This is a genomic window from Pseudomonas sp. GW821-FHT09C08, from assembly GCF_059418125.1.
This window is the reverse complement of record NZ_JBWKPG010000003.1, coordinates 608,706-628,200: the sequence shown is the minus strand read 5'-3', so window position 1 is coordinate 628,200 and position 19,495 is coordinate 608,706. Positions and strand designations below refer to the sequence as shown.

The 19,495-nt window shown below is 61.3% G+C and carries 18 protein-coding genes; 11 read left to right on the top strand and 7 right to left on the bottom strand.

Annotation, left to right across the window (positions count from 1 at the left end; translation table 11 throughout):
* Positions 1 to 107 precede the first annotated feature (107 nt).
* The 3 genes from dgcA to AC07OJ_RS13930 all read right to left on the bottom strand — a co-directional run bounded on the left by dgcA (position 108) and on the right by AC07OJ_RS13930 (position 3,906).
* Entirely contained in the window at positions 108 to 2,168 is a 2,061-nt protein-coding gene (gene dgcA / locus AC07OJ_RS13940; protein WP_065904785.1) for a dimethylglycine demethylation protein DgcA, read from the bottom strand.
* A gap of 16 nt (positions 2,169 to 2,184) precedes the next feature.
* Entirely contained in the window at positions 2,185 to 2,715 is a 531-nt protein-coding gene (locus tag AC07OJ_RS13935; protein ID WP_065904787.1) for a DUF5943 domain-containing protein, read from the bottom strand.
* A 213-nt stretch (positions 2,716 to 2,928) separates the two neighbouring features.
* A complete protein-coding gene (locus AC07OJ_RS13930) occupies positions 2,929 to 3,906 on the bottom strand; it encodes a dipeptidase (RefSeq protein ID WP_213552689.1) in 978 nt (325 codons plus the stop codon).
* Between the two features lie 218 nt (positions 3,907 to 4,124).
* On the opposite strand from AC07OJ_RS13930, the gene AC07OJ_RS13925 reads away from it, so the two are divergent.
* Both AC07OJ_RS13925 and AC07OJ_RS13920 read left to right on the top strand, forming a co-directional pair.
* A complete protein-coding gene (locus AC07OJ_RS13925; protein ID WP_034109800.1) occupies positions 4,125 to 4,526 on the top strand; it encodes a lysozyme inhibitor LprI family protein in 402 nt (133 codons plus the stop codon).
* A 41-nt stretch (positions 4,527 to 4,567) separates the two neighbouring features.
* Positions 4,568 to 4,984 carry a DUF3010 family protein gene (locus AC07OJ_RS13920; RefSeq protein WP_495094666.1) on the top strand — a complete coding sequence of 139 codons (417 nt, stop codon included), beginning with the start codon at positions 4,568 to 4,570 and terminating at the stop codon, positions 4,982 to 4,984.
* 124 nt (positions 4,985 to 5,108) lie between these two features.
* Here the strand turns inward: AC07OJ_RS13920 and AC07OJ_RS13915 are convergent, their stop codons facing one another.
* Complete coding sequence (locus AC07OJ_RS13915) at positions 5,109 to 6,275, bottom strand: AAA family ATPase (protein ID WP_495094665.1); 1,167 nt, start codon at positions 6,273 to 6,275, stop codon at positions 5,109 to 5,111.
* 68 nt (positions 6,276 to 6,343) lie between these two features.
* The gene (locus tag AC07OJ_RS13910; RefSeq protein WP_065904801.1) at positions 6,344 to 7,288 is read right to left on the bottom strand and encodes a GlxA family transcriptional regulator; all 945 of its coding nucleotides are present in this window, start codon (positions 7,286 to 7,288) and stop codon (positions 6,344 to 6,346) included.
* Positions 7,289 to 7,481: 193 nt separating this feature from the next.
* Here AC07OJ_RS13910 and AC07OJ_RS13905 point away from each other — a divergent pair, with 193 nt between their 5' ends.
* From AC07OJ_RS13905 to AC07OJ_RS13880, 6 genes are all read left to right on the top strand, one after another.
* Positions 7,482 to 8,426 carry a choline ABC transporter substrate-binding protein gene (locus tag AC07OJ_RS13905; RefSeq protein WP_065904794.1) on the top strand — a complete coding sequence of 315 codons (945 nt, stop codon included), beginning with the start codon at positions 7,482 to 7,484 and terminating at the stop codon, positions 8,424 to 8,426.
* A 74-nt stretch (positions 8,427 to 8,500) separates the two neighbouring features.
* A complete protein-coding gene (gene cdhC, locus AC07OJ_RS13900) occupies positions 8,501 to 9,388 on the top strand; it encodes a 3-dehydrocarnitine:acetyl-CoA trimethylamine transferase CdhC (protein WP_065904795.1) in 888 nt (295 codons plus the stop codon).
* Between the two features lie 57 nt (positions 9,389 to 9,445).
* A complete protein-coding gene (locus AC07OJ_RS13895; protein WP_106802432.1) occupies positions 9,446 to 10,411 on the top strand; it encodes an L-carnitine dehydrogenase in 966 nt (321 codons plus the stop codon).
* A gap of 118 nt (positions 10,412 to 10,529) precedes the next feature.
* On the top strand, positions 10,530 to 11,009 hold the full coding sequence (locus tag AC07OJ_RS13890) for a thioesterase family protein (protein WP_106802431.1): 480 nt from the start codon (positions 10,530 to 10,532) through the stop codon (positions 11,007 to 11,009).
* Between the two features lie 9 nt (positions 11,010 to 11,018).
* Positions 11,019 to 12,179: a gamma-butyrobetaine dioxygenase gene (locus AC07OJ_RS13885; RefSeq protein WP_495094664.1), complete on the top strand. Its 1,161-nt coding sequence runs from the start codon at positions 11,019 to 11,021 to the stop codon at positions 12,177 to 12,179.
* Positions 12,180 to 12,555: 376 nt separating this feature from the next.
* Positions 12,556 to 12,819 carry a hypothetical protein gene (locus AC07OJ_RS13880; RefSeq protein WP_065904803.1) on the top strand — a complete coding sequence of 88 codons (264 nt, stop codon included), beginning with the start codon at positions 12,556 to 12,558 and terminating at the stop codon, positions 12,817 to 12,819.
* Between the two features lie 95 nt (positions 12,820 to 12,914).
* Here AC07OJ_RS13880 and gbdR read toward each other — a convergent pair whose 3' ends face one another.
* Positions 12,915 to 14,018, bottom strand: coding sequence for a choline metabolism transcriptional regulator GbdR (gbdR, locus tag AC07OJ_RS13875; protein ID WP_005792167.1), 1,104 nt, complete (start codon positions 14,016 to 14,018; stop codon positions 12,915 to 12,917).
* Positions 14,019 to 14,589: 571 nt separating this feature from the next.
* Positions 14,590 to 15,966, bottom strand: coding sequence for an L-serine ammonia-lyase (locus tag AC07OJ_RS13870; protein WP_065904808.1), 1,377 nt, complete (start codon positions 15,964 to 15,966; stop codon positions 14,590 to 14,592).
* Positions 15,967 to 16,380: 414 nt separating this feature from the next.
* Here AC07OJ_RS13870 and AC07OJ_RS13865 point away from each other — a divergent pair, with 414 nt between their 5' ends.
* The 3 genes from AC07OJ_RS13865 to choV all read left to right on the top strand — a co-directional run bounded on the left by AC07OJ_RS13865 (position 16,381) and on the right by choV (position 19,418).
* On the top strand, positions 16,381 to 17,328 hold the full coding sequence (locus AC07OJ_RS13865; protein ID WP_065904809.1) for a choline ABC transporter substrate-binding protein: 948 nt from the start codon (positions 16,381 to 16,383) through the stop codon (positions 17,326 to 17,328).
* A gap of 69 nt (positions 17,329 to 17,397) precedes the next feature.
* On the top strand, positions 17,398 to 18,243 hold the full coding sequence (gene choW / locus AC07OJ_RS13860) for a choline ABC transporter permease subunit (RefSeq protein ID WP_015886271.1): 846 nt from the start codon (positions 17,398 to 17,400) through the stop codon (positions 18,241 to 18,243).
* Positions 18,240 to 19,418, top strand: a complete 1,179-nt coding sequence (gene choV, locus AC07OJ_RS13855; protein ID WP_065904810.1) for a choline ABC transporter ATP-binding protein — start codon at positions 18,240 to 18,242, stop codon at positions 19,416 to 19,418. Before choW ends, choV begins: the two co-directional genes overlap by 4 nt.
* Positions 19,419 to 19,495: the final 77 nt, after the last annotated feature.

Sequence of the window (19,495 nt, the reverse complement as noted above, 5' to 3'; positions counted from 1 at the left end):
TCCGCGTGGGAATGCATCCTGTGACGCTCTGCGTCACGACCTTAAGAGCGGACGCAGAGCCGTCCAGGGCGGCATTCCCACGCAGAGCGTGGGAACGATCAGGTGGGTCAGAAATCCTTGCACAGGCGCAGGGCGTCATAGATCGCGGCGTGGGTATTGCGCTGCGCTACACAGTCACCGATGCGGAACAGCAAGTAACCCTCACCCGCCTCGCTCAAACACGGCTGCGGCTTGATCGCGAACAGGGCTTCGATGTCCATCTGGCCCTTGTTGCGCGAGCCGGCTTTCAACCCGTAATAGAGTTCTTCATCCGGGCGCACGCCGTTCTCGACCACCACCTGGTCGACCACCCGCTCCTCTTTGGCGCCGGTGTATTCGTTCTCCAGCACCGCCACCAGCTTGTCGCCTTCGCGGTAGACCTTTTCCAGCATCATGTCGCCGGTCATGATCACTTCCTTGGGGTACATGCTGCGGTAGTAGGTCGGGAACGACGTACCGCCGACGGCCACGCCCGGCTTGATGTCGTCGGTGACGATCTCGACCTGGCTGCCCTTGTCCGCCAGGAAATCCGCCACCGACATGCCGGTGAATTCGCAGATGGTGTCGTACACCAGCACGTTCTTGCCCGGCGCAACCTTGCCGTCGAGCACGTCCCAGCTGCTGACTACCAGGCCTTCGGCTGCGCCCCAGTGTTCGTTCTGTTCCAGGAACGGATGCCCGCCGACGGCCAGCACCACCACATCCGGGCGCAGGTCGAGGATCGCGTCGGCATTCGCCGCCACGCCCAGGCGCAGGTCCACGTTCAGGCGCGCCAACTCCAACTGGAACCAGCGGGTGATGCCGGCGATCTGGTCGCGTTGCGGGGCTTTGGAAGCGGTGGTGATTTGCCCACCGATAAAGTCTTTCTTCTCGAACAGGGTCACGTCGTGGCCCCGTTCTGCAGCCACCCGTGCGGCTTCCATCCCGGCCGGGCCGGCACCGACCACCACGACTTTGCGTTTGGGCCCGGTGGACTTCTCGATGATGTGCGGCACGCCCATGTACTCACGGGACGTCGCAGCATTCTGGATGCACAGCACATCCAGGCCCTGGTACTGGCGGTCGATGCAGTAGTTGGCGCCGACGCACTGCTTGATCTGGTCGACCTGGCCCATCTTGATCTTGGCGATCAGGTGCGGGTCGGCGATGTGCGCACGGGTCATGCCGACCATGTCCACGTAGCCGCCTTCCAGGATCCGCGTGGCCTGGTTCGGGTCCTTGATGTTCTGCGCGTGCAGCACCGGGGCCTTGACCACTTCCTTGATACCGGCCGCCAGGTGCAGGAACGGCTCCGGTGGATAACTCATGTTGGGGATCACGTTGGCCAGGGTATTGTGGGTGTCGCACCCCGAGCCAACCACGCCGATGAAGTCGAGCATGCCGGTGTCGTCGTAATACTTGGCGATCTGCTTCATGTCCTCGTGGGACAGGCCGTCCGGGTGGAATTCATCGCCACACAAACGAATGCCGACGCAGAAATCCGGACCGACTTCCTTGCGCACCGCCTTCAACACTTCCAGGCCGAAGCGCATGCGGTTTTCAAAGCTGCCGCCCCATTCGTCGGTACGCTTGTTGACCCGCGGGCTCCAGAACTGGTCGATCATGTGCTGGTGCACCGCCGACAGTTCCACACCGTCCAGGCCACCGGCCTTGGCGCGCGCCGCCGCCGTGGCGTAGTTGCCGATCACGCGCCAGATTTCTTCCGGCTCGATGGTCTTGCAGGTCGCACGGTGCACCGGCTCGCGGATGCCCGAGGGCGACAGCAGGGTCGGCCAATGCTCGCCATCCCAGCGCGAGCGGCGGCCCATGTGGGTAATCTGGATCATGATCTTGGCGCCATGCTTGTGCATGGCATCGGCCAGGTTCTGAAAGTGCGGGATGATGCGGTCGTCGGCCAGGTTCACCGATTTCCACCAGCCTTGCGGGCTGTCGATGGCCACACTGGAAGACCCGCCGCAGATCGCCAGGCCGATCCCGCCCTTGGCTTTCTCTTCGTAGTACTTCACATAGCGGTCGGTGGTCATGCCGCCGTCGGTGGCATACACCTCGGCGTGGGCGGTACTGAGCACGCGGTTGCGAATGGTCAGTTTGCCGATCTGGATCGGCGCGAACATTGCTTCGAAAGCCATGGCAGGGTTCCTCGACTTACAACGGCTTGACGGTGAACAGGCCGTCGTCGTGGCCCTCTTCGGAGCCACCGTAGACTTGCTCGGCTACCGTGCGAATGCTGCTGCCGCGTGCCTGCAGGATCTGGTCCATCGCGCCGGCAAACCAGCCGGTGAACATGTAGTCGACCTTGCGCCCGACCTTGCCGTACACGTAGACAAACGCCGAGTGTTCGAGCTTGACGCTGGCCGTGCCTTTGTCGAGGTCGATGTCCTGGATCTTGAACAGGCCCCAGCCACGTTGCGACAGGCGCTTCATGTAGTGCTCGAACACCGCGACGCCTTCCAGGCCGTGGCATTCGGCTTCTTTTTCACACCAGTGCCAGGCGGATTTGTAGCCGGCCTTGTAGAGGATCTCGGCATAGGCCTCGGCGCCCAGGACTTCTTCGATACCGATGTGGTTGTTGACGAAGAAATGGCGCGGCACGTACAGCATCGGCAGGGCGTCGGAGGTCCAGACACCGGTTTCGCTGTCGACTTCGATAGGCAATTGCGGGGCGATCTTGGCCATGGAAACTTAACTCCAGAAAATTCGTTTTCAGTGCTTAGCAAAGCTTTTGCTTTGCTCTTATAAACAAGCCGTGTGAATGACTTTGGAGCCGTAGCGAGCACGTCGAGAGCAAGGAAGGACCGGAGCGACAAGCGAGGCAGTACGGGACGTACGGCGAGTTTGGCGCGAGGACCTGACGCAGCTATCGGCGAGCGGAGTAGGCTCCGGAGGTATTCACTCGCCCCAAACGTCCTTCAAGACGCTGACCCAGTTCTCGCCCATGATCTTGCGCACCACGCGCTCGCTGTGGCCGCGCTTGAGCAGGGTCTCGGTGAGGTTGGGGAACTCGCCCACGGTGCGGATGCCCAGCGGATTGATGATCTTGCCGAAGCTGGTCAGGCGGCGGGCGTAGCCCTTGTCATGGGTCAGCATTTCGAAGAAATCCTGGCCATGGCCCTGGGTGAAGTCGGTGCCGATGCCGATGGCATCTTCGCCGACGATGTTCATGGTGTATTCGATGGCTTCGGCGTAGTCGTCGATCGTCGAATCGATGCCCTTGGCGAGGAACGGCGCAAACATGGTCACGCCGACAAAACCGCCATGGTCGGCAATGAACTTGAGTTCTTCATCGGACTTGTTGCGCGGGTGCTCTTTCAGGCCGGAAGGCAGGCAGTGGGAGTAGCACACCGGTTTTTTCGATTCGAGGATGACTTCTTCGGAAGTCTTGGAGCCGACGTGGGACAGGTCGCACATGATGCCGACGCGGTTCATTTCGGCGACCACCTCGCGCCCGAAGCCCGACAGGCCGCCATCGCGTTCGTAGCAGCCGGTGCCCACCAGGTTCTGGGTGTTGTAGCACATCTGCACCACACCGACGCCGAGCTGCTTGAAGATCTCGACATAGCCCAACTGGTCTTCAAACGCATGGGCGTTCTGGAAGCCGAAGATGATGCCGGTCTTGCCCTGCTCCTTGGCCTTGCGGATGTCAGCGGTGGTTTTCACCGGGATCACCAGGTCGCTGTTCTCGCGGATCAGGGTCTGGCTGGCGACGATATTGTTGATCGTGGCCTGGAACCCTTCCCACACCGACACGGTGCAGTTGGCGGCGGTGAGGCCACCTTTGCGCATGTCCTCGAACAGGTCGCGGTTCCACTTGGCAATAATCAGCCCGTCGATAACGATGCTGTCGGCGTGCAATTCGGCTGGGCTCATCAGGCGTCCCCTTATTGGCGATTCATGCGCCGAATCGTCTGCCGGCGCTTTGGGGCCAGCATATGCCCAGGGCAAACCCGAGCCGGGTGCAAAAACGACAGGGGAATTGCCGAAAGCGTCAATCCGCGACAAAGGCTGTTAAGAGGTGTCTGACTGGCGGCTGTTATTTGTCTTACGCTTGAGCCAGAATTCCGCATCACCTGATATGAGACGGCGCAATGAAATCGATTTTCCTGGCTTTGGCACTCATCGCAACCGGCGTCCACGCGGCCGAAGACACCGACAGCACGCCGTGCGATGGCATCGAAAACGACAAGCAAACCCTGGAATGCGCCACCTACAACAAAACCACCGCCGAACAGCTGCTCAAGGATAACTACCAGGGCCTGCTGGAACGCATGGGTTCGACCTATGGCAGCGACAAGACCAAACTCGCCGACATTACCGCTCGTCTGAAGGATGCCCAGCAAAAGTGGGAAAAACTGCGTGACGCCGACTGCGCCGTGGACACCTTCCCAGCGGTGAACGGGACCAAGGCCTACGCGATTGCGCAAAATGACTGCCTGGCGCGGATGAGTGATGAGCGGTCGGAGTTTTTGGAGTCGATCGGGCAGGAATAAGCGACAATCCCCGTCACTTTCCTCTTGAATCAAGGCTACTCATGACTCTCTGCGGCATCGAAATCAAAGGCAGCGAAGCCATCATCGCCGTTGCCTCACTGGATAACCAGGCGCTGGCCCACCTCGCCCTGGCCACCAAGAAAATCGCGCTTGAAGACGACGATGAAGCCGCCAACGTCAAAGCCTTTGCGGCACAGGTGAAGGCGTTCGTGCAGGCCAACGCCATCACCCGGATCGCGATCAAGAAGCGCAGCAAGAAAGGCGAGTTCGCCGGCGGCCCGACCACGTTCAAGATCGAAGGCGTGTTTCAGTTGCTGGAGGGGGTTGAGGTGACGCTGCTGTCGCCGCAGACCATCAATGCACAGAACAAGAAACACAACTTCGAGCTGCCGGCCTCGTTGAACAAGTATCAGCATGAAGCCTATAAGGCGGCGTGTTCGGCCCTGCTGAAGAAATAAGCCACACACCAACCCCCTGTAGGAGCTGGCTTGCCGGCGATGACGGTTTGCCAGACAACCCTGCACTGCCTGATCGACCGCTATCGCAGGCGAGCCAGCTCCCACATTTGACCAGTGTTGCCCTTCAGCGCTTGCGCAGCAGCCAATCGCCGAAGGTTTTGTCCTCCAGGGCATATCCGCCCCGGCTCGACTTCCACACCAGTTCCTTGTCGCGCAGGGCATCGATACAGGCCTGAATCGTCTGGGTGCCCGGCACCACATCGCTGCCCATGGCTTCCAGCGCCTTGCTCACCGCCGTGAGGGTGCTGTCGGTGAACGGCGCAAAGGGTTCGTTGTTCTGCGAGCGCTGCACCATGACCTCGAGCACGGCTCGCTGGGGGACGGTGAGGTTGTTCCAGGCACTTTCGAATTCCGTCCACACGCCGGCACGCAGAAATTCGGCGCGGCTGTGCAGCAACTGGCCCAGATTGCTCGCTTCGCCCAGCTCCAGCGCCACTTCGCCAATAATGGTGCGCAGCATTTCGGGGCGACGGCCTACCAGCTCGAAGGCGTCATCAATGTCGGCGGCGTTGAACTGATTGGTTTTAGCCAAATGTGCGTTGAGGTGCGCGGTGTAGGCTCGCGTGAACTCTTTGCCGAGCAACGGGAACGGCGTGATGCTGGACCCGAAGAACGGCTGACTCTTGCCCAGCACCAAATGGGCCAGCTTGTCGCGGTTGGAACCGGTGAACACCAGGTGCAAACCGCTGCCCTCCTCGTCACGCCCTTGATTTAGCTGGTCCCGGGCGGCCTTCAGCGCGAACATCGCATTGATGCCTGACTCGGTGGTCAAGGCGTGCTGCGCTTCGTCAATCACCAGCACAACGGGTTTTTCCGCAGCACTGTGGAGCAACTCCAAGGCTTGGGTCAGCGTCGCACCGACGGGCAATTGCGGCTTGGTGAAATCCCAGGACAGGGTACGCAGGAAGCTTAATTTCTCGATGCCAATGTTCTTGGCCAGCTTGCGAATGCCCTTCTCATAGGTCACCAGCGCGGCGGCGATTGCACTGGCGATCAACTCCGCAGGGTCTTTCTCTTTGTCGGCCCACAGATCGACATACACCGCCAGCCAACCGCGCAGCTGGCACTCCGGGATCAGGTCTTCACGCAAAAACGTACTTTTGCCCGTGCGGCGCGGCGCCGCTAGAAACAGGCCCGAGGTGAAATCCTGGATGCCAGCCCCCACCAGGCCATCGGCAATGCTGCTGGCCAGGGCGGGACGGCGGAATACAAAGCCGCTGTGCTTGGACATGGTTTTATACTCAATTATGCAAAGGACTATAAATTATAGTAGCGAGTATAATCTACTATAATTGGCCGTCAAACCGCCTCCCGTCGCCGGTCCTCCCGCGGACATTTCGCAAACCGCGCCCGATAACTCCGGGTGAAGTACGACGGCGACTCAAACCCGCAGGCAATGCTCACTTCCAGCACGCTCATATCGCTCTGGCGCAGCAGTTGCCGGGCTTTTTCCAGGCGCAGGCCGAGGTAGAAGTTGCTCGGTGTGTCGTTCAGGTGCAGGCGAAACAGGCGCTCCAGCTGGCGCCGCGTGACCTTGATCGCCTCCGCCAGGGCCAGGGTGCTCAGGGGCGGTTCGGTGTGCTGCTCCATTTCGCCGATCACCTGCACCAACTTCTTGTTGTTGATGCCATAGCGCGTAGCGATCTGCATGCGCTGGTGGTCTTTGCGTGGGCGAATACGCCCGAGCACGAATTGCTCGGAGACCTGGATCGCCAGGTCCGGGCCGTGGGCCTGGGCGATCAGGTCAAGCATCAGGTCGATGGAAGCGGTGCCGCCGGCGCAGGTGATGCGCCGGCGGTCGATCTCGAACAGCTCCTGGGTCACGGTGAGCTGTGGATAAGATTCCTTGAAGGCGTCGATGGCTTCCCAGTGCAGGGTCAGCCGGTGGCCGTCGAGCAAACCGGCTTCGGCCAGCACACACGCGCCGGTGTCGATGGCGCCGAGGGTCACGCCATCGTGGTCGAGGCGGCGCAGCCAGTGCTCCAGCGCAGGCGTGGCGAACTGCAGCGGCTCGAAGCCGGCCACCACCAGCAGCGTCGCGCCTTTTTTCAGGGGTTCCAGCGCGGCATCGGCGTTGACCGACATGCCATTGCTCGCCAGTACCGCCCCTCCATCGGCGCTCAGTATGTGCCAGCGGTACAGCTCACCACGAAAGCGGTTGGCGACCCGCAGTGGCTCCAACGCGGAGATAAAACCGATGGCCGAGAAACCCGGCATCAGCAGAAAGTAGAAATCCTGGGACATGGTGGCGCTCTCGTCGGACGGGCAGCGTGGCACTGTGATACTCCCGTTCATGGGCGGATTCAAGGGGGCAGGTCGCTGCAGTGCAAGAGCGAGTCGCCGCCGTGCGTTTTCTCGACCTGCAAGCTGCGTAACTTGGCCTCACGGCGCACAAAGACGCCGGCCCCCACAATAACGACCTGCCGAGGGATCCACCATGAACCGACTGATCAGCCGCTGCGTGCTCGCACTCAGCGCCAGCGCCATTTTGAGCACGAACGTCCTGGCTGCCGATGCGGCCTCTTGCCAGAACGTGCGCATGGGCGTGGTGAACTGGACCGACGTAATCGCCACCAGCGCCATGACCCAAGTGTTGCTCGACGGCCTCGGCTACAAGACCAAACAGACCAGCGCCTCCCAGCAAATCATCTTCGCCGGCATCCGCGACCAGCGCCTGGACCTGTTCCTCGGCTACTGGAACCCGCTGATGACCCAGACCATCACGCCGTTCGTCGACGCCAAGCAGGTCAAGGTCCTCGACAAGCCGAGCCTGGAAGACGCCCGCGCCACCCTCGCAGTCCCCACGTACCTCGCCGACAAAGGCCTGAAAACCTTCGCCGACATCGCCAAGTTCGAGAAAGAGCTGGGCGGCAAGATCTACGGCATCGAGCCTGGCTCGGGCGCCAACACCCAGATCAAGGCCATGATCGCCAAGAATCAGTTCGGCCTCGGCAAGTTCCAGCTGGTGGAATCCAGTGAGGCCGGCATGCTCGCCGCCGTCGACCGCGCGGTGCGCCGCAAGGAAGCGGTGGTGTTCTTCGGCTGGGCGCCGCACCCGATGAACGTCAACGTCGCCATGACTTACCTCACCGGCAGCGACGATGCCCTGGGCCCGAACGAAGGCATGGCCACCGTGTGGAGCGTTACCGCGCCGAACTACGCCGAGCAGTGCCCCAACGTCCACAAGCTGCTGACCAACCTGACCTTCACTGCGGCCGACGAGAGCCGAATGATGCAGCCGTTGCTGGATCACAAGGACGCTCTCGAGTCCGCCAGGCAGTGGCTCAAGGATCACCCGCAAGACCAGCAGCGCTGGCTAGAAGGGGTGACCACGTTCGACGGCAAACCGGCCGCCGCCAACCTGCAATTGAGCAGCAAATAACCTGATCCGAATCACCGTTTCGCAGCCATTCCTGGCTGCGAACGGCACCACCACGCCTGTAAGGAACCTGCCTCATGAACCACGACGTCATCATCACCTGCGCACTCACCGGTGCTGGCGACACGACCGCCAGAAGCCCGCACGTGCCGGTCACCCCCAAGCAAATCGCCGCCGCCGCGGTGGAAGCCGCCAAGGCCGGTGCCACCGTGGTGCACTGCCATGTGCGTGATCCGCACACTGGCAAGTTCAGCCGCGACGTCGCCCTGTACCGCGAAGTGATGGAGCGCATCCGCGAGGCCGACATCGACATCATCGTCAACCTCACGGCCGGCATGGGCGGCGACCTGGAGATCGGCGGCGGCGAGCACCCGATGGAGTTCGGCCCCAATACCGACCTGGTCGGCCCGCTGACCCGCCTGGCTCACGTCGAGGAGCTGCTGCCGGAAATCTGCACCCTGGACTGCGGCACCCTGAACTTCGGCGACGGCGACACCATTTACGTGTCGACCCCGGCGCAACTGCGTGCCGGCGCCAAGCGCATTCAAGAGCTGGGCGTGAAGGCCGAGCTGGAAATCTTCGACACCGGCCACCTGTGGTTCGCCAAGCAGATGATCAAGGAAGGCCTGCTCGATAACCCGTTGTTCCAACTGTGCCTGGGCATTCCGTGGGGCGCGCCGGCCGACACCACCACCATGAAAGCCATGGTCGACAACCTGCCCGCCGACGCGGTGTGGGCCGGCTTCGGCATCGGCCGCATGCAAATGCCGATGGCCGCACAAGCGGTGCTGCTGGGCGGCAACGTGCGGGTCGGCCTGGAAGACAACCTGTGGCTGGACAAGGGCGTGCTGGCGACCAATGGCCAACTGGTGGAGCGGGCGAGTGAAATCCTCAGCCGCCTGGGTGCACGGGTCATGACCCCGGCGGAAGGTCGAATCAAGATGGGCCTGGCCAAGCGCGGCTGATTGCTTGCCGAAAGCGAATTAAACATGCGGGATCATCGAATACTTCAGGAATTTTCCATGAGCTTTATCACTGAAATCAAAACCTTCGCCGCCCTCGGCAGCGGCGTTATCGGCAGCGGCTGGGTGTCCCGCGCCCTGGCCCACGGCCTCGATGTGGTCGCCTGGGACCCGGCGCCCGGTGCCGAAGCCGCCCTGCGCAAGCGCGTCGCGAATGCCTGGGGCGCCCTGGAGAAACAAGGCCTGGCACCGGGTGCCTCGCAGGAGCGCCTGCGCTTTGTCGCCACCATTGAAGAGTGCGTGAAAGACGCCGACTTCATCCAGGAAAGCGCCCCGGAGCGCCTGGAGTTGAAGCTGGAACTGCACAGCAAGATCAGTGCAGCGGCCAAGCCGAATGCATTGATTGGTTCGAGTACATCAGGGCTGTTGCCGAGCGAGTTTTATGAAGGCTCCACGCACCCGGAACGTTGCGTGGTGGGTCATCCGTTCAACCCGGTGTACCTGCTGCCGCTGGTGGAGGTGGTCGGCGGCAAGCACACCGCGCCGCAAGCCATTCAAGCCGCGATCACGGTGTATGAATCCCTTGGCATGCGCCCGTTGCATGTGCGCAAGGAAGTCCCCGGCTTCATCGCCGACCGCTTGCTCGAAGCGCTGTGGCGCGAGGCGCTGCACCTGGTGAATGACGGCGTGGCGACCACCGGTGAAATCGACGATGCGATTCGTTTTGGCGCCGGCTTGCGTTGGTCGTTCATGGGCACCTTCCTCACCTACACCCTGGCAGGCGGTGATGCCGGCATGCGTCACTTCATGGCGCAGTTCGGCCCCGCGCTGCAGTTGCCGTGGACGTACCTGCCGGCACCGGAACTCACCGACAAGTTGATTGACGATGTGGTCGACGGCACCCGCGATCAACTCGGCAGCCACAGCATTTCGGCGCTGGAACGCTATCGTGATGATTGCCTGCTGGCAGTGCTGGAGGCGGTCAAGGTGACTAAAGCCAAGCACGGCATGAGCTTCGCCGAATAACGGCAGTTGATCCTTGTGGGAGCTGGCTTGCCGGCGATAGCGGTGGTGAATCCGACATCGCCATCGCCGGCAAGCCAGCTCCTACAGTTGAACCGAATAATGATCCGGAATCCCAGACATGCCTGCATTGACCACCTACACCACCAAAATCCAACCGGATTGGGTGGACTACAACGGCCATCTGCGCGATGCGTTCTACCTGCTGATCTTCAGCTACGCCACCGACGCACTGATGGACACCCTGGGGCTGGACAGCGAAAACCGCGAAGCCAGCGGCCACTCGTTGTTCACGCTCGAGCTGCACCTCAACTACCTGCACGAGGTGAAACTGGGTGCCGAGGTTGAAGTACACACGCAACTGATCGCCCACGACGCCAAGCGCCTGCATCTCTATCACAGCCTGCATTTAGTCGGTCATGAGCAGGAACTGGCCGGCAATGAACAGATGCTCTTGCACGTCGACCTGGCAGGACCGAATTCGGCGCCGTTCACCGAGGCCACGCTGGAAAAGCTGACGGTCATCAGCACCGCTCAAGCCGACCTGCCCCGCCCCGCCCTGCTGGGTCGAGTGATTGGATTGCCACCCAAAAAACCATAAGGAGCCACCATGCAAACCGCCGCCGCTGTTGCCGATTTTCGTACCTACCCCAAGATCAGCGACCTCGCCGATGCGCAGGTGCTGAACGATCAGATTCGCGTGCGGTGGGCCGATGGACGGGTCAGCCCGTTTCATCATCAATGGCTGCGCGATAACTGCCCGTGCACCGAATGCGTGTACAGCGTCACCCGCGAGCAGGTGCTGGAAATCGTCGATGTGGACGAGGCACTGACCGCCGTCGATGTGCAGATCGAGCAGGGTTTTCTCAGTGTGCAGTGGCTCGGCGGCCATCGCAGCCAATACGATCCCGGCTGGTTGCGGGCTCACGCCTACGACGACCAATCGCGCGCTGAACGCCAGGCTGCCCGGCCGAAATCCAGGCTCTGGGACAGCCGCTTTACGTTGCCGGTGTTCGACTATGCCGCCGTGATGGAAGACCCCAAGGCGCTGCTGCAGTGGCTGCTGGCCGTGCGCGACTCTGGCTTGACCCAAGTGCGCGGCGTACCGACCGAACCCGGCTCACTGGCGCTGATCGCCAAGCGTATTGCGTTCATCCGCGAAAGCAATTTCGGCGTGCTGTTCAACGTGCAATCCAAGGCCGATGCCGACAGCAATGCCTACACCGCCTTCAACCTGCCGTTGCACAGCGATTTGCCGACGCGGGAGCTGCAACCGGGGCTGCAATTTCTACATTGCCTGGTGAACGATGCCACCGGGGGCGAGAGTATTTTTGTCGACGGTTTCGCCATCGCCCATGCCCTGCGCACGGAAGACCCCGAGGCGTTTCGTGCACTGTGTGAAATCCCCGTGGAGTTTCGCAACAAGGACCGTCACAGCGACTATCGCCGCCTCGCGCCGATCATTGCACTGGATGCCCTGGGCGATGTGGCGGAGATTCGCATGGCGAACTTTTTGCGCGGGCCGTTCGAGGCGCCGGTGGAGCAGATGCCGTTGTTGTATCGGGCTTATCGGCGGTTTATTACGATGACGCGCGAGGCTCGCTTTCGGCTGGTCAAGCGCCTGAACCCGGGCGAGCTGTGGTGCTTCGATAACCGCCGCACCTTGCATGCGCGCAATGCGTTTGATCCGGCTTCGGGGGCGCGGCATTTCCAGGGGTGCTATATCGACCGGGATGAGTTGTTGTCCAGGATATTGGTGTTGCAGCGGTAGACCGAGGCGCGCCCTTCGCGAGCAAGCCCGCTCCCACATTTGACCGCGCTTTTTCAGCAGGAACTCGGTCAAATGTGGGAGCGGGCTTGCTCGCGAAGGGGCCCGCACAACCACTACAAATTCAGCAAAAAAAAACCCGATCCAGCCGTGACAGGATCGGGGCAGAGTGCTTTGTGTGAGCTGCGCATCCCGAGGGTGACCAAACCTTCAAGCTGCTTGCTTGATGCCAGTGTGCACACTCCTCTTCCTTGCGAGTTAGCCGAAAACGACCTGTTCATAGGTGTGCCGGACATTCACGCATTCAGGCCTTGCCGACTCGGTGTTGGCCTACCAGAATCGACCTCAATCTCCCGCTCCCTACACCAGGATAAACGTCATGATGCACGCGGATTTGATTGACCAGGATGACCTGCTGAGCCAACTGCGCTCGCTGGGTTTCGAGGTGTCCAGCGGCGCCAGCGCCGAACAGGCCTGCGAGTGCGCCGTGCGCGGTTTGAGTGCCGCACGGGCCAAGGCGCTCAAGGGCATGGTGGAACAGATGTACACCGGCAGCGCGACGATCCTGCCGGCTGTACGCCAAGCGATCGACAAGCAGTTGCTGCCGGCCTTGGTGCAGTTCAAGCAGAACTCTGGCGCCTGATAAAGCGCCATCGCCGGCAAGCCAGCGCCCACATTTGAATCTATTCACGGATCAAAATGTGGGAGCTGGCTTGCCTGCGATGAAGACGGCTCGGCCTAGAGCCTTACACTGGCAAAAGTCGACTCATTGCGCGCCTGGCTCAACGCCGACATCGGCCCCGACAACGGTGACAACACCAGCGCCTGCGGAATCGGCATCATCGCCACTTGCTGCGTGGTGTTGGAACCCACACGCTCATCGCGTGGCGGAATGCCGAAGTATTCGCGGTAGCACTTGGAGAAGTGCGGCGTGGAGACAAACCCGCACACCGACGCCACTTCGATGATCGACATCGGCGTTTGCTTGAGCAACTGCCGCGCACGGATCAGGCGCAGCTTGAGGTAGTAGCGCGACGGCGAGCAGTGCAGGTATTTCTGGAACAGCCGCTCCAGCTGGCGCCGCGACACGGCGACGTACACCGCCAGCTCATCCAGGTCGATCGGCTCTTCAAGGTTGGCTTCCATCAGCGCGACGATTTCCTGCAGCTTCGGCTGGTTGGTGCCGAGCATGTGCTTGAGCGGCACGCGCTGGTGATCCTGTTCGTTGCGGATGCGTTCGTACACGAACATCTCGGAGATGGCTGCGGACAGTTCGCGACCGTGGTCGCGGCTGATCAGGTGCAGCATCATGTCCAGCGGCGCGGTGCCACCGGAGCTGGTGAAACGGTTGCGGTCGAGGGTGAACAAGCGCGTGCTCATGGCGACACGCGGGAAGGCTTCCTGCATCGACGCCAGGCATTCCCAGTGCACGCTGCAATCAAACCCATCGAGCAAGCCGGCGCAGGCCAGGGCCCAGCTGCCGGTGCACACCGCGCCAAGGCGACGCGACTGGCGCGCCTGGCTTTGCAGCCACGACACGTGTTCACGGGTAACGGTGCGCTGGATACCCACGCCGCCGCACACAATCACAGTGTCCAGGGCCGGGGCTTTGTGCATGGAGGCATCGGGGGTGATTTGCAGGCCGTCGCTGGCCCAGACCTGGTTGCCGTCGACACTCAGGGTGGTCCAGCGATACAGCTCGCGGCCGGACAACTGGTTGGCCATGCGCAGCGGTTCCACTGCCGACGCCAGGGAAATCAGCGTGAAATTGTCCAGCAGCAAAAAGCCGATGGATTGAGGCGCACGGTTCTGGGGTTGGGCCCCTGAGTTGAACGACGTCATCGCGGTATCTCCTCACACAAAGCGGGTGATGGCCTCAGGCGAGGCTCTTGTTATTGCGCTCGTCCTGGAGAGGCGAGGCTTTGAATTGATAGAGCAAATGCCATGCCTAAATTTGAATGGCCATTCAATAACTCCTGAAAACGACCTGATGAAGCGTCTATATAAGCCCGCGCCGCGAGTGCGGGATATGACCCGATTCAGTGGCAGGAGTGAGCCTGTTCAAGGGGTGTGAGCAGATCGGTAGCACTTGTGGGAAGGCGCTTTCAGGGCGTAGGAAAAGTCTGTCACCACACGCACAGGTGACGGGTGGTCGAGGGGTAAATCGTTTGGGAGCTACTTATCTGTTTGCGACGCGCTAAAAGGTGGCGCTTTTGGTTGGGATGTTCACTTTATGCGCAGTTTGCACCTCAATTGTGGCGAGCGGGCTTGCCCCGCGTTGGGCTGCGCAGCAGCCCCAGAACCTGACACCTCGATATTCCTGAACGAACTCAGTGAAGTTATTGGGGCTGCTGCGCGGCCCAACGCGGGGCAAGCCCGCTCGCCACAACAAGCCGCCCACCGGCAAAGGTGGTCAACACTCCACCGCGCTCACCGCCAAGCCACCGCGCGAGGTTTCCTTGTACTTGTCGTGCATGTCCGCCCCGGTATCGCGCATGGTGCGGATCACCCGGTCGAGCGAGATGAAGTGCTGGCCATCACCACGCAAGGCCATCTGCGCCGCGTTGATCGCCTTCACCGCCGCAATCGCGTTGCGCTCGATGCACGGCACTTGCACCAGCCCGCCCACCGGGTCGCAGGTCAGGCCGAGGTTGTGTTCCAGGCCGATCTCCGCAGCGTTGCACAGTTGCTCCGGCGTGGCGCCGAGGATCTCCGCCAAGCCGGCGGCGGCCATCGCACAGGCCGAGCCGACTTCGCCCTGGCAGCCGACCTCAGCACCGGAAATCGACGCGTTCTTCTTGCACAGGATGCCCACCGCCGCAGCGCCGAGCAGGTAGTCGACCACGTTGGCCTCGGTCACTTCCTCGCTGAATTTCATGAAGTAGTGCAGCACTGCCGGGATGATCCCCGCCGCGCCGTTGGTGGGTGCGGTGACCATGCGTCCACCGGCAGCATTTTCTTCATTGACCGCCAGGGCGAACAGGTTGACCCACTCCATCGCGCTCAAGGTCGAGCCGATCACATTGGGTTTGTTCAGCTCCAGCAAACTGCGGTGCAACTTGGCCGCGCGGCGGCGCACGTTCAGCCCGCCCGGCAAGATGCCCTCGTGCTTGAGCCCCTCCTCCACACACGCCTGCATGGCGCGCCAGAGTTTCATCAGGCCGCTGCGGATTTCATCTTCCGAGCGCCAGGTTTTTTCATTCGCCAACATCAACTCGGCGACGCGCAGGTTGTGGGTCTTGCACAGCTGCAACAACTCCACCGCGCTGGAAAAATCATAGGGCAGCTCGGTGCGGTCCATATCCGCCACGCCACTCTGCGCCTGGGCTTCATCCACGACAAAACCGCCGCCGACCGAATAGTAGGTGTCGCGATGCAACTCACCGTCATCGCCGAACACCACCAGGGTCATGGCGTTGGGATGAAAGGGCAGGTTTTCGTCGAGCAGGCGCATGTCGCGCGCCCATACAAACGGCACCGGCAAGCGCCCATCCAGCAGCAGCGTGTCGGTCTCGCGCAGGGTGTGGATACGCAGGCCGATCTGCGCCGGATCGATCGCGTCGGGCCACTCGCCCATCAGGCCCATGATGGTCGCGGTGTCGCTGCCGTGGCCAATGCCGGTGGCCGACAATGAGCCGTAGAGCTGAACTTCGACGCGCCTGACTTGTTCCAACAGTTCACGTTCACGCAATGCCTGGACGAACAACGCCGCGGCGCGCATGGGGCCGACGGTGTGAGAACTAGAAGGCCCGATGCCGATCTTGAACAGGTCGAAAACGCTGATAGCCATTAACGTGGGACTCCGCAGGTGAGCAAACCGGACACCAAGGAGCTGCTACGCTCAGATCGCCCAGATGGCGGCATCATCAAGCTTTTATCCGCCGTCACGGCGTCTCACACCGACGTACCCATGCTCACCAGCGTCGCTCTCGTGCGATCAGGCGTTTTGGCCGTTTTTAGCGGTGCAGATCGTTGAAAACTGCAGTTTTGCCTTTGGAAAAATCTGTAAGCGACGTCACCGACACTGGATACGACCATCCCTGTACTGGATACGACGCCCCCTGTAGGCGTCAGATTTTCACTGGTACATGATCAGTCTCGACTCGTTTGCAAGGCACCGCGCCGCCGCTGCGTCGCACGTTCCAACCGCAACACATATAAAGCGCGGCGAATGCCGCCAGAAAAAACACAGGAGTCTACCCATATGAAAGGTTCACCCTCGTTGTTGTTGGCCGCCATGCTGAGTCTGCCAGTCCTGGCGCACGCTGCAGAACCGGCACAATGTCAGACCGTCAATTTCTCCGATGTCGGCTGGACCGACATCACCGTCACCACCGCGACCACCAGCGAAGTCCTCAAGGGCCTGGGCTACAAGCCGCGCACCACGATGATTTCGGTACCTGTGACCTACAAGTCCCTGGCCGACGGCAAGAACATGGACATCTTCCTCGGCAACTGGATGCCGACCATGGAAAACGACATCAAGCAGTACCGTGATGCCGGCACCGTGGAAACCGTGCGCGCCAACCTGGAGAACGCCAAGTACACCCTGGCGGTACCCGAAGCGCTGTACAACAAAGGCCTGAAAGACTTCGCCGATATCGCCAAATTCAAGGATGAGCTGGGTGGCAAGATCTACGGCATCGAGCCGGGTAACGACGGCAACCGCACCATCCAGACGTTGATCGACAAAGACGCCTTCGGCCTGAAAACCGCCGGCTTCAAAGTCGTCGAATCCAGCGAAGCCGGCATGCTCTCCCAGGTCGAACGCGCCACCAAGCGCGACCAGGCCATCGTGTTCCTCGGCTGGGAACCGCACCCGATGAACACTCGCTTCAAGATGAAGTACCTGACCGGGGGTGACGACTCGTTCGGCCCCAACTACGGCCAGGCCACCATCTACACCAACACCCGCAAGGGCTACACCCAGGAATGCAGTAACGTCGGCCAATTGCTGAAAAACCTGGTGTTCACCCTGAACATGGAAAGCACCCTGATGGGTAAAGTCCTGGACGAAAAACAGAAACCCGATGCTGCGGCCAAGGCCTGGCTGAAGGCCAACCCGCAAGTGCTCGACACCTGGCTCGCAGGCGTCACCACCGTCGATGGCAAACCCGGTCTGGAGGCCGTCAAAGCTTATCTCGCCAAATAACACCCGCTGACCCCAGGCCGGTGCGCTGGCCTGGGATGTTTTCCCCTTCGCATGTGGACATTCACTACCATGCTGACTGAACAGAAAATCCCACTAGGCCAGTACATCGCTGCCTTCGTCGAATGGTTGACCCAACACGGCGCCAACTACTTCGACGCAATCGCATCGACGCTGGAAACGATGATCCACGGCGTGACGTTTGCGCTGACCTGGTTCAATCCGCTGGCATTGATCGGTCTGATTGCGCTGCTGGCTCACTTCATTCAACGCAAGTGGGGCCTGACTGTATTTGTCATCGCCTCGTTCCTGCTGATCCTCAACCTGGGGTACTGGCAGGAAACCATGGAAACCCTCGCGCAGGTGCTGTTCGCCACCCTGGTCTGCGTGGTCATCGGTGTGCCGCTGGGCATTGTTGCCGCGCACAAGCCGATGTTCTACACCCTGATGCGGCCGGTGCTCGATCTGATGCAGACCGTACCGACCTTCGTCTACCTCATCCCTACCCTGACCCTCTTCGGGCTGGGTGTGGTGCCCGGGCTGATATCCACGGTGGTGTTCGCGATTGCCGCGCCGATCCGCCTGACCTACCTGGGTATCCGCGATGTACCGCAGGAGTTGATGGACGCCGGCAAGGCCTTTGGCTGCTCGCGCCGTCAGTTGCTCTCGCGCATTGAACTGCCCCACGCCATGCCGAGCATTGCCGCCGGCATTACCCAATGCATCATGCTGTCGTTGTCGATGGTGGTGATCGCGGCCCTGGTAGGCGCCGACGGCCTCGGCAAGCCGGTGGTCAACGCGCTGAACACCGCCGATATCGCCCTCGGTTTCGAAGCCGGCCTGGCGATCGTATTGCTCGCCATCATGCTCGACCGCATCTGCAAACAACCCGACGCCAAAGTAGGGGGTGATGCATGAGCATTATCCGATTCGACAAGGTCGATGTGATCTTCTCCAAGGACCCACGCGAAGCCCTCAAGCTGCTGGACCAGGGGATGCACCGCAACGAAATCCTGAAAAAGACCGGGCAGATTGTCGGCGTTGAAAAAGCCAGCCTGGATATCGAGAAAGGCGAGATCTGCGTGCTCATGGGCCTCTCCGGGTCCGGCAAGTCGAGCCTGCTGCGTTGCATCAACGGCCTCAATACCGTCAGCCGTGGCCAGCTGTTCGTGGAGCATGAAGGGCGCCAGATCGACATCGCGTCGTGCACGCCCGCCGAGCTGAAAATGATGCGCACCAAGCGCATCGCCATGGTGTTCCAGAAGTTCGCCCTGATGCCCTGGCTGACAGTGCGCGAAAACATCAGCTTCGGCCTGGAAATGCAGGGCCGCCCGGAGAAAGACCGCCGCAAGCTGGTGGATGAGAAACTCGAGCTGGTGGGCCTGACCCAGTGGCGCAACAAGAAGCCGGACGAACTCTCCGGCGGCATGCAGCAGCGCGTCGGCCTGGCGCGTGCGTTGGCGATGGACGCCGACATCCTGCTGATGGACGAACCTTTCTCCGCCCTCGACCCGCTGATCCGCCAGGGCCTGCAGGACGAGTTGCTGGAGCTGCAACGCAAGCTGAGCAAGACCATCGTGTTCGTGAGCCACGACCTCGATGAAGCGCTCAAGCTGGGCAGCCGCATCGCGATCATGAAAGACGGCAAGATCATCCAGTACAGCGTACCGGAAGAGATCGTGCTGAACCCGGCGGACGACTATGTGCGCACCTTCGTCGCCCATACCAACCCGCTCAACGTGCTGTGCGGACGCAGCCTGATGCGCACCCTGGACAACTGCAAGCGCGTGAACGGCTCGGTGTGCCTCGATCCGGGTGGCGACTCATGGCTGGACCTGGCCGAAGGCAACACCATCACCGGTGCTCGCCAGAATGGTGCGGTGATGAACCTGCAGAATTGGGCGCCGGGGCAACCGGTGGAAGGTCTGGGCCGGGTGCCGACACTGGTGGACTCCAACATCGGCATGCGCGATGCGCTGCAGATTCGTTATCACACCGGCAACAAGCTGGTGCTGCATGACAACAACCAGGTGGTGGGGATTCTGGGGGACAGCGAGCTCTACCATGCCCTGCTGGGCAAGAACCTCGGCTGAGCAGTGCACGGATCGGCTGAATGAACTGGGTCAATGTGGGAGCTGGCATGCCTGCGACAGCAATGGTGAATCCAACA

What these genes read in the sequence shown, in the direction of transcription:
- AC07OJ_RS13885 (WP_495094664.1), top strand. Translation starts at nt 11,019, where the DNA reads ATGCAAACCGCCGCCGCTGTTGCCGATTTTCGTACCTACCCCAAGATC.
- dgcA (WP_065904785.1), bottom strand. Translation starts at nt 2,168, where the DNA reads ATGGCTTTCGAAGCAATGTTCGCGCCGATCCAGATCGGCAAACTGACC.
- choV (WP_065904810.1), top strand. Translation starts at nt 18,240, where the DNA reads ATGAGCATTATCCGATTCGACAAGGTCGATGTGATCTTCTCCAAGGAC.
- AC07OJ_RS13895 (WP_106802432.1), top strand. Translation starts at nt 9,446, where the DNA reads ATGAGCTTTATCACTGAAATCAAAACCTTCGCCGCCCTCGGCAGCGGC.
- AC07OJ_RS13865 (WP_065904809.1), top strand. Translation starts at nt 16,381, where the DNA reads ATGAAAGGTTCACCCTCGTTGTTGTTGGCCGCCATGCTGAGTCTGCCA.
- choW (WP_015886271.1), top strand. Translation starts at nt 17,398, where the DNA reads ATGCTGACTGAACAGAAAATCCCACTAGGCCAGTACATCGCTGCCTTC.
- AC07OJ_RS13920 (WP_495094666.1), top strand. Translation starts at nt 4,568, where the DNA reads ATGACTCTCTGCGGCATCGAAATCAAAGGCAGCGAAGCCATCATCGCC.
- AC07OJ_RS13925 (WP_034109800.1), top strand. Translation starts at nt 4,125, where the DNA reads ATGAAATCGATTTTCCTGGCTTTGGCACTCATCGCAACCGGCGTCCAC.
- AC07OJ_RS13880 (WP_065904803.1), top strand. Translation starts at nt 12,556, where the DNA reads ATGATGCACGCGGATTTGATTGACCAGGATGACCTGCTGAGCCAACTG.
- AC07OJ_RS13915 (WP_495094665.1), bottom strand. Translation starts at nt 6,275, where the DNA reads ATGTCCAAGCACAGCGGCTTTGTATTCCGCCGTCCCGCCCTGGCCAGC.
- AC07OJ_RS13890 (WP_106802431.1), top strand. Translation starts at nt 10,530, where the DNA reads ATGCCTGCATTGACCACCTACACCACCAAAATCCAACCGGATTGGGTG.
- AC07OJ_RS13905 (WP_065904794.1), top strand. Translation starts at nt 7,482, where the DNA reads ATGAACCGACTGATCAGCCGCTGCGTGCTCGCACTCAGCGCCAGCGCC.
- AC07OJ_RS13935 (WP_065904787.1), bottom strand. Translation starts at nt 2,715, where the DNA reads ATGGCCAAGATCGCCCCGCAATTGCCTATCGAAGTCGACAGCGAAACC.
- gbdR (WP_005792167.1), bottom strand. Translation starts at nt 14,018, where the DNA reads ATGACGTCGTTCAACTCAGGGGCCCAACCCCAGAACCGTGCGCCTCAA.
- AC07OJ_RS13930 (WP_213552689.1), bottom strand. Translation starts at nt 3,906, where the DNA reads ATGAGCCCAGCCGAATTGCACGCCGACAGCATCGTTATCGACGGGCTG.
- cdhC (WP_065904795.1), top strand. Translation starts at nt 8,501, where the DNA reads ATGAACCACGACGTCATCATCACCTGCGCACTCACCGGTGCTGGCGAC.
- AC07OJ_RS13870 (WP_065904808.1), bottom strand. Translation starts at nt 15,966, where the DNA reads ATGGCTATCAGCGTTTTCGACCTGTTCAAGATCGGCATCGGGCCTTCT.
- AC07OJ_RS13910 (WP_065904801.1), bottom strand. Translation starts at nt 7,288, where the DNA reads ATGTCCCAGGATTTCTACTTTCTGCTGATGCCGGGTTTCTCGGCCATC.